This window comes from Dorea chungnamensis (genome assembly GCF_039832125.1).
Lineage (GTDB): Bacteria > Bacillota > Clostridia > Lachnospirales > Lachnospiraceae > JAFBIX01.
The window spans coordinates 147,336-161,850 of record NZ_JBDOHT010000005.1; the positions used below are offsets into that span (position 1 = coordinate 147,336).

Annotated in this window: 11 protein-coding genes; 10 read left to right on the forward strand and 1 reads right to left on the reverse strand. The window is 38.9% G+C overall.

The genetic code is table 11. The annotated features are described in order from the left end of the window. Nucleotides 1-33 precede the first annotated feature (33 nt). The 5 genes from ABE613_RS06265 to ABE613_RS06285 all read left to right on the forward strand — a co-directional run bounded on the left by ABE613_RS06265 (nucleotide 34) and on the right by ABE613_RS06285 (nucleotide 4,997). Complete coding sequence (locus ABE613_RS06265; RefSeq protein WP_235232584.1) at nucleotides 34-783, forward strand: LytR/AlgR family response regulator transcription factor; 750 nt, start codon at nucleotides 34-36, stop codon at nucleotides 781-783. 21 nt (nucleotides 784-804) lie between these two features. Further along, the gene (locus ABE613_RS06270) at nucleotides 805-2,109 is read left to right on the forward strand and encodes a sensor histidine kinase (protein WP_235232585.1); all 1,305 of its coding nucleotides are present in this window, start codon (nucleotides 805-807) and stop codon (nucleotides 2,107-2,109) included. A gap of 146 nt (nucleotides 2,110-2,255) precedes the next feature. Beyond that, nucleotides 2,256-3,419 (forward strand): FtsX-like permease family protein, encoded by a 1,164-nt coding sequence (locus tag ABE613_RS06275; RefSeq protein WP_347375963.1) that lies wholly within the window; start codon nucleotides 2,256-2,258, stop codon nucleotides 3,417-3,419. Beyond that, nucleotides 3,407-4,225: a hypothetical protein gene (locus ABE613_RS06280; RefSeq protein ID WP_347375964.1), complete on the forward strand. Its 819-nt coding sequence runs from the start codon at nucleotides 3,407-3,409 to the stop codon at nucleotides 4,223-4,225. Before ABE613_RS06275 ends, ABE613_RS06280 begins: the two co-directional genes overlap by 13 nt. 1 nt (nucleotide 4,226) lies before the next feature. Next, on the forward strand, nucleotides 4,227-4,997 hold the full coding sequence (locus ABE613_RS06285; protein ID WP_235232587.1) for an ABC transporter ATP-binding protein: 771 nt from the start codon (nucleotides 4,227-4,229) through the stop codon (nucleotides 4,995-4,997). Nucleotides 4,998-5,162: 165 nt separating this feature from the next. Here the strand turns inward: ABE613_RS06285 and sstT are convergent, their stop codons facing one another. Next, entirely contained in the window at nucleotides 5,163-6,419 is a 1,257-nt protein-coding gene (sstT, locus tag ABE613_RS06290) for a serine/threonine transporter SstT (protein WP_235232588.1), read from the reverse strand. A gap of 379 nt (nucleotides 6,420-6,798) precedes the next feature. Here sstT and tdh point away from each other — a divergent pair, with 379 nt between their 5' ends. The 5 genes from tdh (at nucleotide 6,799) to ppdK (ending at nucleotide 14,340) form a co-directional block, all read left to right on the forward strand. Continuing rightward, on the forward strand, nucleotides 6,799-7,839 hold the full coding sequence (gene tdh / locus ABE613_RS06295; RefSeq protein ID WP_510182347.1) for an L-threonine 3-dehydrogenase: 1,041 nt from the start codon (nucleotides 6,799-6,801) through the stop codon (nucleotides 7,837-7,839). A 39-nt stretch (nucleotides 7,840-7,878) separates the two neighbouring features. Continuing rightward, nucleotides 7,879-9,075 carry a glycine C-acetyltransferase gene (locus ABE613_RS06300; RefSeq protein WP_235232589.1) on the forward strand — a complete coding sequence of 399 codons (1,197 nt, stop codon included), beginning with the start codon at nucleotides 7,879-7,881 and terminating at the stop codon, nucleotides 9,073-9,075. A 105-nt stretch (nucleotides 9,076-9,180) separates the two neighbouring features. Then, nucleotides 9,181-9,948, forward strand: coding sequence for a transposase (locus ABE613_RS06305; protein ID WP_235232590.1), 768 nt, complete (start codon nucleotides 9,181-9,183; stop codon nucleotides 9,946-9,948). Between the two features lie 118 nt (nucleotides 9,949-10,066). Further along, nucleotides 10,067-11,464: an aminopeptidase gene (locus ABE613_RS06310; protein WP_347375965.1), complete on the forward strand. Its 1,398-nt coding sequence runs from the start codon at nucleotides 10,067-10,069 to the stop codon at nucleotides 11,462-11,464. A gap of 251 nt (nucleotides 11,465-11,715) precedes the next feature. Continuing rightward, the gene (ppdK, locus tag ABE613_RS06315) at nucleotides 11,716-14,340 is read left to right on the forward strand and encodes a pyruvate, phosphate dikinase (protein WP_347375966.1); all 2,625 of its coding nucleotides are present in this window, start codon (nucleotides 11,716-11,718) and stop codon (nucleotides 14,338-14,340) included. The last annotated feature ends 175 nt before the right edge of the window (nucleotides 14,341-14,515 follow it).

A 14,515-nucleotide genomic window follows, 5' to 3' on the forward strand; every position in this document is an offset into this window, starting at 1 on the left:
TCGTCTATTTATAAAAATACGTGAGAGGAATTTATGATTCAAATATATATATGTGAAGATCAGGAAAAACAGCTTTTATATTTCAAGCGAATTATAGAAAAATATATTACAAACACACATAAGGATGCCAAGGTTGTGTCGGCTCGAAAAAATCCACAATACACTTTATTTGATGTAAAAAAATATGGGGAATCTCCGGCATTGTTTTTTTTAGATATACAGTTGGAAGGATATGCTATGGATGGATTTCAGCTGTCAAAAGAGATAAAAAAGAATATGAAAGACAGTTACATTGTATTTTTGACATCTTGTGAGGAACTGGCATACAAAGCTTTTGAGTATGAACTTGAAATTGTAGATTATATTGTGAAACAGCCACAGGATTTCCTTGCAGATAAAATGAGCGCAAGAATTGAGAGAAGGATGAATAGGATATTTCAGAAAATAGAGAAATCCAGAGAGGTAGATGTGCGCCCATCGGTGAAGCTGGAATCGGGAAGCCGGATGATAGAGATTCCTATTGAAGATATTGTAATGGTACAGGCAATTAAAAGTACTCATATGATTGATATCTATACAACGAGTCAAAAAATAAAAATAAAAGAAACATTGAAAAAAATGTTTGAAATATTGGGTGGAGATTTTATTTATGTGAATAAATCTTGCATTGTGCAGAAAAAAAAGATTCGAGAAATAGATAAGAAGAATCATTACGCGTTAATGCCAGGAGGATTAAAGGTAGAGGTCTCATATAGAGAAATGAGGAACCTGTTAAGAGATTAGTAATGAAATGGTGTGAGTTGTATGATCTTAATAAATGGAGTATTATCGGGACTTTGTGTAGTCATAGGGGCAACTGGCTTACTGAGTAAACCGTTACGAAGGACAGAGTATCTGATACTTATTGGATATGTGGCAGTTGTAGGAATACTGGCACATCTTTTTATAAAACAAGACACAGGACTTTTGATGTTGGCAGGATTGCTAGGAATGATTGTTGCCATGGAAAAAGAAAAAAAATTATTGAATTTATTTATGGCTTGTTTGGGGTACGTTATTGCGATTATAGGAAATAATGTAATGCTAGTTTTTATTGATGTGTTTTTGAGAATACCGCGGGATGTGATAAGCGAAAAATATACATTTATTTTTTCGATGATATATGCTTTGTTATCATACACTGGGTTGTGTGTTTTACGTAAGGTTATCTATTCTCGCAAAATGGTCCAGAGAATATTTACCGAAATATCTTCGAAAGTACAGTTGGCACTTGTTATAAATATAATAATATTTCTTTCTATCTTTCTGATGAATATAACATTAGGAGAGAAGGTTGGATATTCAAAAAACATGTTAATGTTTAATAGCTTCTTGTTTTTTATAAGTTTGGTAATAATATCTTGGGTTCTTTTGAATGTTGCGAAGAGTATAGAGGAAGAAGAAAAGCAAAAAGCTATGATTCATCAACAGAAAATATTAGAAAGCTATGTAGAGAACCTTGAAAAGATGTTAGAAGAAACAAGGGCATTTCGTCACGACTATAAAAATATATTGTCTACTATGTCAGGATTTATCAGAGAAAATGAGATGGAAGGTTTGCGTGAATTTTTTTATCAAAAGATATATTTGCAAGAAGGAAGGGAAGAGAGTCAATCTATAGCATGGAAAAGTTTGAAGAATATCAAACCAATGGAATTAAAAGGATTTTTGTATGAAAAATTGTTGTTGGTTTTTGCGAAGAATATAGAAGTGCAGGTAAATATAGCTGAAAATCTGAATGTAAAATACAAGGACATGGAGGATTTGGTCCGAATATTGGGGATATTTCTTGATAATGCGATTGAAGAAACAGAGTCGATAGAAGATGGAAAAATACAAATTGTTATAAAAAAGACTGTCAAAGGGGTTATTTTTCGTATAGAGAATAATTGTAATTGTCTACCAGAAATCTCTGTTTTGACACAGAAAGGATATTCCACAAAAGGTGAAGGAAGAGGAAATGGTTTACACTGGGTAGAACAGCTTTTAGAGAAGCATTCGGATATGTTTCATGAATTGACAGTAGAGGAAGAAAAAGTAGTTCAAGTACTTGAGGTAATAATAAATTAAAAGGATGAAAAATGTCGTAAGAAATATTAATTCTATTTCTTGTGGCATTTTTACGTTTGAGGTTAAAAGGGTTACGTTGAAGGTCGAAAACTGGAAAAAAATCAAAAAAAGAGGATACTGAATTTGAAAGTAAGGGGGGAGAATAATTGAAAGCAATTTTTTTTAAGTTATTAAAAACAAGGAGTAAGGATTATCTGCTTGTAATTTTGAGTGGCATTTTTATCATATCTCTGGTATTTTTCACGGCTGGTGTTGAAAGTTGTATGATATTTGTGTCTACAGGAGAGACAGCAGGAATGACCGCATTAATTATGGAGTCGGAAAAAGCATTCCTTCTGTCTTATGTGTTACTGGTGGCTTTGATGATTTTGACTCTTTTGTCTTACATTCGAAAGAGAGTATATGATTATTCAATGTTGGAAGTGTTGGGAATTCAGAAAAAACACAAGTATATGTTTGTCGGATTTGAGTACTTGGGGATTATCTTGGGTTCTGTTGTAGGCGGAGTATTGGTAGGCGTATTGGAAGTGGAGATTATAAGAAGGATTCTCGAACACAAATTTACTGATGATGCAGGGAATATATTTTATGGTTGGTCACCATTCCTGTTTACATTGATAATCAGTTTGCTTATATTTGGACTTGGTTTTATGATTTGTGACCAGATGATAAGCTGTCTGGGAATAGATTATGTTATATCTATGGGAAAGAAAAGTGGGAAAAAAATTCAACGATCGTTGAGTTTGATTGTGTCAGGTGTTGTTATAATGGGGCTTGCACTTGTTTCTATTGTGACTTACTGGGGGAAAATTGGGAGTATCATTCCTTTTGCGCTGGCGGCTGGGGGATTATTTCTGTTTATGATTTCTGTAAGTGCAAATTATCTTCATATGTTGAGAAAACGAGAACAAAAATATTTAAAAAAAATTCTATGGTTGGATAGCTGGTACGATCAATTTTTCTATCATATGAATGTGACTTGTATTGTGGCAGTCTTCGTGTTCGTTATGTTGTTCGGATTTGGATTGCCGATTATGGATAATGTTCCGGTTGTGCAGCCGGAGATTTTTCCTTATGATCTGGTGTGGTATGCGAATGAACAAGATATGGAATTTTTGAATAAATTAGAAGAAGCCTATGAGATAAAGGTAGAGACTAAACCCTGTATTCGTGTAGTGTCTGGAGATTATGGTGAACATATGGGAATACCAGAGTCTGTTTATGAAGATTGGACAGGGAAAAAATTGATATACGAGATAAGGAAATTTACGTTATTTATCAGCGTGATAGAGAGACCATGGGAACGATAGGTCTTGATTATGGAAAGTCGAAACCACGTATTTACATTGGAAGTGCAGACTGGGATATCTGGAACACATCGGGACCTAAAGTTCTTCCGAGTAATCAATTTACAAGGAAATATAAAATTGCTGGAGAAGAGCAGAGGATTCTTACTGGTGATTTTGAGAGTCGGGCGCTTGGTGAACTAAAGGGGCAGGTGAATGAAGAAATTTTGGTGTTTTCTGATACAGAATTTGCAAATATCAAAAGAAATGCCAGAGGAGCAAACCTTGCGGTAATGATGGAAATCCCAAAGCATTATAATCAGGTTGTAAAGGAAGTGTATAATTATGCAAAGGTTCATTCTCAGGTGAATTTCTTTGATTGGCAAAATGGCAATCTGATATACGAAAAACAGCAATCTATGATGGAAAGCCGACAAGAAAAGCTGTTTACTGTGGTTTCTATGATTGTAAATGTAATAACAATGCTAATGTGTGTCATTTTTATCTTGTTCGAGAAAGCGCAGAGTGACTATTCGAAAATGGAATGGAAGTATCGATTTTATAAGAATTGTGGAATGTCTTCAGAAAAACGTAGGAAGAGTGTTTGCAAAGAAGTTTTGATATCTGAAAGGCTTGTAGTTTTGTATGGCATATCACTGGGAATGTTGGCAATTGTTACCAAGATTCTTTTTAAAGGCATGTCTCCTAGGTGGAGTATTATCTATCTTGTAGGGGCAGTTTCTTTTTCTGCATTGATTGCTTTGATAGTGTGTATAGTAATGAGGATAACAGCATGGAGAATTTTTCGGAAGATTGAGAGGAATAGTTGAAATGGATGAAAAGAAGTATAAATATATTTTGGATGTGAAGAATTTAGAACGGAATTATTATACGATGACTCCGGGCGGAAATAGAATTACATATTCTGTTTTAAAAGGTGTTTCTTTTCAGGTAAAGCCTGGTGAATTTATTGGAATTATGGGAAGTTCTGGTTGTGGTAAGACAACACTTCTTAAGACACTTGGCATGTTGGATAAGCCAAATGGGGGGCGGGTTCTCTATAAGGGGACTCCAGTGGAGGAAATATATGGAGACAGGCTTGCGGAAATAAGAAGAAAAGAATTAGCTTTTATTTTTCAGGACTATTATTTGATGAATAGTCTGACCGTAAAGGAAAATATCATGATGCCTTTGATTTTGAATGAAGATGATCCGAAAAAAAGTGATCAAGCGGCGAGGTGTGAAGCAAAGCGGTTTGGGATTGAAGGATTACTGGATAAGAAACCATATGAACTTTCGGGTGGAGAAAAACAAAGAACGTCAATTTGTCGTGCTATGGTAGCGAATCCTGAGCTTATATTAGCAGATGAACCGACAGGAAATCTAGATTCCAAGTCTTCTATGCAGGTGATTCAGACCCTGTTTTATATTAACAAGCAACTTGGAAAGACACTATTTCTGGTGACACATGATCCGAAGATGGCAAGCTATTGCGATAGAATAATTTTATTAAAAGATGGAAGGATAATAAATACACTTATTAAACAAGATGGAAATGAAGAGTTTTATCAAAATATTATTCAACAAATGGCAAGGCTGTAGATAATATTTGTGTCAAAGAAAGTGGGATAGAAAACCAAGACAAATAAAAGAGAGAAAAATGTGTTGTACCCAAATGAAAAATGCCCGCGGGTTTTGCAGGCATTTTTGTATATTATTATGTATTTTGCTATTGAATCTGTCATCGGAAATCTACAGAAATAATTCTTATGCTTCCTCTGCGGATTTGGACTCAGCCAGTTTAGCGTAATATTCTGGGTGAAGTCTTCTGTCTCTGAATTCAGCAGCTGCTGTAAAGAGAACGTCTGTAGAAGAGTTAAGTCCTGTTTCGCAGGAATCCTGAATAACACCGATGATGAAACCAACACCTACAACCTGCATAGCTACTTCAGACGGGATTCCGAATAAGCTACATGCCATAGGGATCAGTAACAGAGAACCACCTGCAACTCCGGAAGCTCCAGCTGCACTGAGTGCGGAAAGTACACAAAGGATAAGTGCGGTTCCAAAGTCTACGCTGATTCCCATTGTGTGAGCAGCAGATAAAGCCATTACAGAGATGGTGATAGCTGCACCAGCCATGTTGATGGTTGCACCAAGTGGGATGGAGATGGAGTACTGTTCTTCATCCAATCCCAGTTCTTCACACAATTCCATGTTAACAGGAATGTTAGCTGCAGAACTACGTGTAAAGAATGCGGTGATGAAACTCTTTGTCAGACATTTGAATACAAGTGGGTATGGATTCTTTCTGATACAAAGGAATACGATGATTGGGTTCATTACTAATGCTACGAATGCCATACTTCCAACTAATACAAGAATCAGTCTTCCGTAAGATAACAGAGCACTCAGTCCGGATGTAGAGATAACATTAAAGATTAATCCCATGATACCGAATGGAGCAAAACTGATGACCCATTTTACACCAGTAGAAATTGCTGCTGAAAAATCATCCAGCATTTTCTTGGTAGAATCAGAAGCTGCTTTTAAAGCTATACCGAAAATACAAGCCCATGCAAGAATACCGATGTAGTTCGCATTTACGATAGAGCCTACTGGGTTAGATACAACGTTCATTAACAGATTTTTTAATACTTCGCCTACACCGCTAGGAGGAGCCATATCTTCTCCGGCTGCTTCAGCCAGTGTTAAAGTTACTGGGAATAATTTACATGCAGCTACAGATACAAGTGCTGACATTACATTACCGAGCATGTAGAGCATTACGATGAATCCCATGTTGGTCTTCTGACCCTCTCCCATGTGTGCCAGAGAACTCATTACAAGGAAGAATACCAACAATGGAGCAATGGCCTTTAATGCTCCAACAAACAGGTCTCCAAGAAGAGCAATGACAGTTACCTTAGGGATGACCAGTCCGAGAATAATACCGATAATAAGACCGCAGATAATTCTCAGAACCAGACTGATGCTGTTCCATTTTTTAAATAGATTTTTCATGTTGTTTTTCGCGGATATATTGACATTTTATATCCACTTCCCTCTCTTTCTTTTGAATTTTGTTTCCCCACTTTATTTGATGTTGACATAATGATTAAAAGAAATAGTGTGAATAGTGCTATCTCCCTTCCGCACAAATCTGCCAACACATTCAATATAAATTATAAATAATTGTATAGGATTTGTAAATATAGAAATTGTAAATATTGCCATAAAATATACATAAGAATGTGAAAAATTTGTCAAAATAAACAAAAAAACTACAAAAATGCATTGTGTATGAATTAGAGGAGTGATATAATGGCAATATCAATGAAAACATCGTCTGGGGAGACGGTAGAAATGGGAGGGTAATAAAGTGAACGAAAGAAATGATGGAATGATGTGGGCTCTTGTCAAAGAGAAACCAGAAGAAGGATTGTGGATGAAGAGAGTACCAATTCCAGAAGTTGGGCCGAATGATGTGAAGATTAAGATTCACAAAACGGCTATTTGTGGAACAGATGTACATATTTATCAGTGGAATGACTGGGCACAGCATACGATTCCGGTAGGATTGACTGCAGGTCATGAGTATGTAGGTGAAGTTGTAGAAGTGGGTGCCGGAGTTCAGGGCTTCCATATTGGGGATCTGGTATCTGGAGAAGGACACATCACTTGTGGAAAATGTAGAAACTGTCTGGAAGGACACAAAGAGAATTGTAAAGATGCCAAGGGTGTTGGTGTAAACAGAAATGGTGCATTTGCTGAATATCTTGTAATTCCTTCCTCCAATGTATGGCCATGTAATCCAAACATTCCAGAAGAATTATATTCAATCTTTGATCCATTTGGAAATGCTACACATACAGCACTCACTTATGATATGTTGGGTGAAGATGTGCTGATTGCAGGTGCAGGCCCGATTGGATGTATGGCAGCAGCCATTGCAAAATTCTCTGGTGCAAGACATGTAGTTGTTACAGATCTTAATCCATATCGTCTGGATCTTGCTAAGAAACTTGGGGCTACACGTACAGTTAATTTAAAAGAAGAAAAATTGCCGGACGTTATGAAGGAAATCGGAATGACAGAAGGATTTGATGTAGGTCTTGAGATGTCTGGTTCACAGGCTGGTCTGCATGACATGATCCACAATATGAAGCACGGTGGTAATATTGCACTTCTTGGACTGCAGAGAACAGATGCAAAAGTGGATTTAGAGACCGTTATCTTTAATGGTTTGAATATCCGTGGAATTTACGGAAGAAAAGTATGGGATACATGGTATAAGATGTCTACAATGATTCAGGCAGGATTGGACATTACTCCGATCATCACACATCATTTTGATATCAAAGACTATGAAAAAGGATTTGAAGCAATGATTTCCGGCCAGTCTGGAAAGGTAATTCTTGACTGGGCACATGTAAATGATTAATAACTATCATATAATTTTTAAGAAGGGACGATTAAAAAAATGGCACGTAAAGATGATATTTTAAGCATTTATACGAAAGAAGTTGAAGGAATAAAAGAAGCAGGTCTTTTTAAAGGCGAGGCTCCATTCGTTTCTCCACAGGGTGCAAGAGTAAAGATGGAGGATGGAAGAGAACTTCTTTGCATGTGTGCAAATAACTATCTCGGACTTGGTGATAATCCGCGTCTGATCGAAGCTGCAAAGAGAACTTATGATGAAAAAGGATATGGTGTTGCATCTGTTCGTTTCATCTGTGGAACACAGGATATCCACAAACAGCTGGAAAAGAAGATATCCAAGTTCCTTGGAACAGATGATACAATCCTTTATTCTTCTTGCTTTGATGCAAATGGAGGATTATTCGAGACAATTCTGACTGCAGAAGATGCAGTTATCAGTGATGAATTGAATCACGCTTCTATTATTGATGGCGTACGACTTTGCAAAGCAAAACGTTTCCGTTACAAAAACAACAATATGGAAGACCTGGAAGCAAAATTAAAAGAAGCAGATGAAGCCGGCGCAAGAATCAAATTAATTGCTACGGATGGTGTATTCTCCATGGACGGTATCATTTGCAATCTGAAAGGTGTATGTGACCTCGCAGATAAATACAATGCACTTGTAATGGTTGATGACAGCCACGCAGTTGGATTTGTAGGAAAGACAGGCCGTGGAACTGCAGAGTACTGTGGCGTACAGGGAAGAGTTGATATTATTACAGGAACATTAGGAAAAGCGCTCGGCGGAGCATCAGGTGGATACACATCCGGACGCAAAGAGATTATCGATCTCCTTCGTCAGAGAAGCCGCCCGTACCTGTTCTCCAACTCACTCGCTCCAGCAATCGTAGGCGCAAGTCTTGAATTGTTCGATATGTTAGATGAGAGCACAGAACTTCGTGATCATCTGGAAGAAGTAACCGCATACTATCGTAAAGAACTGGTAGATAACGGCTTCGATATCATCCCAGGAACCCACCCATGCGTTCCGGTAATGCTGTATGATGAAAAGACAGCAGCAGAATTCGCAAAACGCATGATGGAAAAAGGTGTATACGTAGTAGCATTCTCCTACCCAGTAGTTCCAAAAGGAAAAGCAAGAATCCGTACACAAGTATGCGCAAGCCATACAAAAGAAGATATTGATTTCATCGTAAAATGCTTCAAAGAAGTAAGAGATGAGATGAAATTATAGTAAAAAAGGGACGTAGTATTTTTCATATTTACTACGTCCCCTTTTAACAAATGTGGTGTACCTAATCGACAAATGCCCTGTACCCAGATGAAAGGGGTGACAGGAATGCCCACCAGACGACGAAAGGAAAGTAGAACTGGTATTTATCACATAATTGTTCGAGGAATCAATCACGAAAAAATATTCCAACAGCAACGAGAAAAGCTTTACTTCAAGTCTATTATTTCAAATTATCTACAGAAATATAAAGTAGAAGTCTATAGTTACTGTATTATGTCAAATCACGCCCATTTTATCATCCGGGCAGAACTTCAGATCTTATCCTTATTTATGGCAGCAATATTGGCAGAATATGCATCATATTATAATTTTAAACATCACCGAAATGGACATGTATTTCAGAACCGTTTTACAAGTGAGTGCATTGAAGATGAAAGATATTTTTGGACTTGCCTTCGTTATATTCATCTCAATCCGGTCAAAGCAAGAATGGTAAAAAAACCGGAAAAGTATAAATATAGCAGCATGGCGGAATATATGACAGGGATGTTGGGCTTGCTCCATGAAAATGCAATCGAGTTGTATGAACAAAAATTTTCATCGACAGAAGAATTCACAAAGTTTCATACAGAACAACAAATAGGAATATTCAAAGATATTTCCAGTGAAATAGAGCTTCAATACAGAGAAATAGCATTGCTTTTGGCAAAAAACATGTTTCGGGAATATCAATTGCCGCTGTTGATGCAAGTTTTTGAAGAAAAGAAAATTCGTAAAGAATATATTCAGAGACTAAAAGAAATACTGAATATATCAATAAAAAAAGCAAACGAATTATGTACGACTACCATGAATTACGTAGAAAATGAGTAAAAAGGTACAGGGCATTTGCCGATTAGGTACACCACATTTATTAAATGGGGACGTAGTAAAATTAAAGAATACTACGTCCCCAAAATGTGTTATACTAAATTTTAAGGAGGAGATTGAAATGGACAGAGATAATGTATGGACCACATATAATGATGAGACTCTTGAGGAGCTCCAGCGTATTAATGAATCCTACAAGGCTTGCCTGGATGAAGGCAAGACGGAGCGTGAATGTGTAAAGATAGCGGTGCGCAAGGCACGTGAGAGGGGCTACCAGAGCCTTGAGGAGGCTATGGCTTCTGGACGTAAATTGCAGGCAGGTGACAAGGTCTACGCTGTGTGCATGGGCAAGAGCATCGCAATGTTCCAGATTGGAGAACAGCCGCTGGAGAATGGCTTGAACATTTTGGGAGCGCATATTGATTCGCCTCGTATCGATGTGAAGCAGAATCCGTTATATGAGAATGAAGAACTTGCTTATCTGGATACGCATTATTACGGAGGTATCAAGAAATACCAGTGGGTAACTATTCCGCTTGCACTTCATGGAGTCATTGCCAAAAAGGATGGAACAATTGTTGAGGTAAATATTGGAGAAAAAGAGGATGATCCGGTATTTGTAATTACGGATCTGTTGGTTCATCTTGCAGCTCAGCAGATGGAGAAGAAGGCTAACGCAGTCATTGAAGGTGAGAAACTGGATCTGTTGTTTGGCAGCCAGCCGCTTGCGAAAAATCCGAATCTTGAAAAAGAGGAAAAGGATGCGGTGAAAGCTAATATTTTGAAGCTTCTGGAAGAATATTACGGAATGGAAGAAGAAGACTTTGTATCCGCAGAACTGGAAATCGTTCCGGCGGGCAGAGCAAGGGACTGTGGCATTGACAGAAGTATGGTCATGGCTTATGGACAGGATGACCGCGTGTGTGCATTTACCTCTCTTTTTGCAATGCTGGATGTGGAGCATGTGGATCGTACCGCATGTTGCATATTGGTCGATAAAGAAGAGATCGGAAGTGTTGGAGCAACGGGTATGCATTCTCGCTTTTTTGAAAATGTTGTTGCTGAACTGGTTGCCTTGACTGCTGGTGAGTCGGATCTGAAAGTGCGTAGAGCACTTCAGAATTCAAAAATGCTTTCGTCTGATGTAAGTGCTGCTTTTGATCCAATGTACGCAGAAGCCTTTGAAAAGAGAAGCACTGCTTTCTTCGGAAAAGGTCTGGTGTTCAATAAATTCACCGGAAGTCGTGGAAAGAGCGGTTCCAACGATGCGAATGCAGAATATCTGGCACAGATTCGCAGGGCGATGGATGCACAGAATGTAGCATACCAGTTCGCAGAATTAGGAAAAGTCGATGTCGGAGGCGGCGGAACTATCGCATATATCATGGCGAATTATGGTATGGAAGTCATCGACAGTGGTGTGGCAGTGTTAAGCATGCATGCTCCATGGGAAGTTACCAGTAAAGCGGATATCTACGAAGCATATAAAGGATACAAAGCATTCATAGAGGAAATCTAAATATTCTGGAAGATTAAGGAAATATTACACCGTTTTTTGAATATATTTTCTTACAAAATATGCAAATCAACAAGAAATGTAGTTTGTGGCTGCCGGGCATAATCGGCAGCCATAAATTTTGTTCAAAATAACGAGAAAATAAGGCTTAATTTGTTACTTTGGTTTCCTTGAAAACTCTTGACGAATACTGGTAAAAACAGTAAAATATTAGGTGCGACTTAGAAAAATTTAGTTTAGGAGGTCATGACAAAATGGCAAAATGGGTTTATATGTTTACAGAAGGTAACGCAACCATGAGAAACCTTCTTGGTGGAAAAGGTGCCAACCTTGCTGAAATGACAAGCTTGGGTCTTCCAGTACCACAGGGCTTCACAATTACAACAGAAGCTTGTACACAGTACTATGAAGACGGAAGAACAATCAATGACGAGATCATGGAACAGATTATGGAAGCTATTGATAAGATGGAAGAGATCACAGGTAAGAAATTTGGTGATACAGAGAATCCACTTCTTGTTTCCGTACGTTCTGGTGCAAGAGCTTCCATGCCAGGTATGATGGATACAATCCTGAACCTTGGACTGAACGAAACAGTTGTTAACGTTATTGCTGAAAAATCCGGCAATCCACGTTGGGCTTGGGACTGCTACAGAAGATTTATCCAGATGTACTCTGACGTAGTAATGGAAGTTGGTAAGAAATACTTCGAAGAGCTTATCGACAAGATGAAAGCTGACAGAGGCGTTACATTTGACGTAGAACTTACAGCAGAAGACTTAAAAGAGCTGGCTTCTCAGTTCAAAGCTGAATATAAAGAAAAAATTGGTGCAGACTTCCCGGATGATCCGAAGGAACAGTTAATGGGAGCAGTAAAAGCTGTATTCCGTTCATGGGACAACCCACGTGCCAATGTATATCGTCGTGACAATGATATCCCATATTCTTGGGGAACTGCTGTTAACGTACAGTCTATGGCTTTCGGTAATATGGGAGATGACTGTGGTACAGGTGTTGCATTTACACGTGATCCTGCTACAGGAGAGAAGAAGCTGATGGGCGAGTTCCTGATCAATGCCCAGGGCGAAGACGTTGTTGCCGGTGTTCGTACACCAATGCCAATCGCTAAGATGGAAGAAGAATTCCCAGAAGCATTTGCACAGTTCACAGAAGTTTGCAAGACTCTTGAAACTCATTATAGAGATATGCAGGATATGGAGTTCACTGTTGAGAACAAGAAACTCTACATGCTGCAGACACGTAACGGTAAGAGAACAGCTCAGGCTGCTCTGAAGATTGCTTGTGACCTTGTAGATGAAGGCATGAGAACAGAAGAAGAAGCTGTTGCAATGATCGATCCTCGTAACCTGGATACATTGCTTCACCCACAGTTCGATGCTGCTGCACTTAAAGCTGCTACACCGATGGGCAAAGGTCTTGGAGCTTCTCCAGGAGCTGCTTGCGGTAAGATTGTATTTACAGCAGATGACGCTGTAGAGTGGGCTGCAAGAGGAGAGAAAGTTGTTCTGGTTCGTCTTGAGACATCTCCAGAAGATATCACAGGTATGAAGTCTGCTCAGGGTATCCTGACAGTTCGTGGTGGTATGACATCTCACGCTGCCGTTGTTGCTCGTGGAATGGGTACATGCTGTGTATCTGGATGTGGCGACATCGCTATGGACGAAGAAAATAAGAAGTTTACATTAGCTGGAAAAGAATTCCATGAAGGAGATCCAATCTCTATCGATGGTACAACAGGTAACATCTATGATGGAATCATTCCAACTGTTGATGCTACCATCGCTGGTGAATTCGGAAGAATCATGGCTTGGGCTGACAAATATAGAACAATGAAGGTTCGTACAAATGCAGATACTCCTGCAGATGCTAAGAAAGCTCGTGAGCTTGGAGCAGAGGGTATCGGACTTTGCCGTACAGAGCATATGTTCTTCGAGGAAGACAGAATTGCTGCATTCCGTGAGATGATCTGTGCTGATACAGTAGAAGAAAGAGAAGCTGCACTTGAGAAGATCCTTCCATATCAGCAGGGAGACTTCGAAGCACTGTACGAGGCACTGGAAGGTAACCCGGTTACAATCCGTTTCCTTGATCCACCGCTTCATGAGTTCGTTCCTACAGAAGAAGAAGATATTAAGAAACTTGCAGATGCTCAGGGCAAATCTGTAGAAGAGATCAAGACAATCATCGATGGACTTCATGAGTTCAACCCAATGATGGGACATCGTGGATGCCGTCTTGCAGTTACTTATCCAGAGATTGCTAAGATGCAGACAAAGGCTGTTATCCGTGCAGCTATCAACGTACAGAAAGCTCACACTGACTGGACAGTAAAACCAGAGATCATGATCCCATTGGTTGGCGATATCAAAGAGTTAAAATATGTTAAGAAGACAGTTGTTGAGACAGCAGACGCTGAGATCGCAGCAGCAGGAAGCAACCTTGAGTACGAAGTTGGTACAATGATCGAGATCCCAAGAGCAGCTCTTACAGCTGACGAGATCGCTAAAGAAGCTGACTTCTTCTGCTTCGGTACAAACGACTTAACACAGATGACATACGGATTCTCTCGTGATGACGCTGGTAAATTCTTAGAAGCTTACTATGACGCTAAGATCTTCGAGAACGATCCATTTGCTAAGCTTGACCAGACAGGTGTTGGTAAATTAATGGAAATGGCTATCAAGTTAGGTAAGCCAGTTAATCCAAGCCTTCACATCGGTATCTGTGGAGAGCACGGTGGAGATCCATCTTCTGTAGAATTCTGCAACAAGATTGGTCTTGACTATGTATCCTGCTCACCATTCCGTGTACCAATCGCAAGACTGGCAGCAGCACAGGCAGCTATCGCAAGTAGGTAGGAGTTCAAATCTATACTTTGATTTTAAGATAGATTTTGAACAAGCACTGGCTTTTCGCAAGGCGAATGGCGATTATTTGCGAAAAGGGCAGTGGAAAGACCTTACTGTTGAAGTGTATATTATTTAAACATTTAGCCCCGTCATTTATGGCGGGGCTTTTTGTGAAGTGGTGATA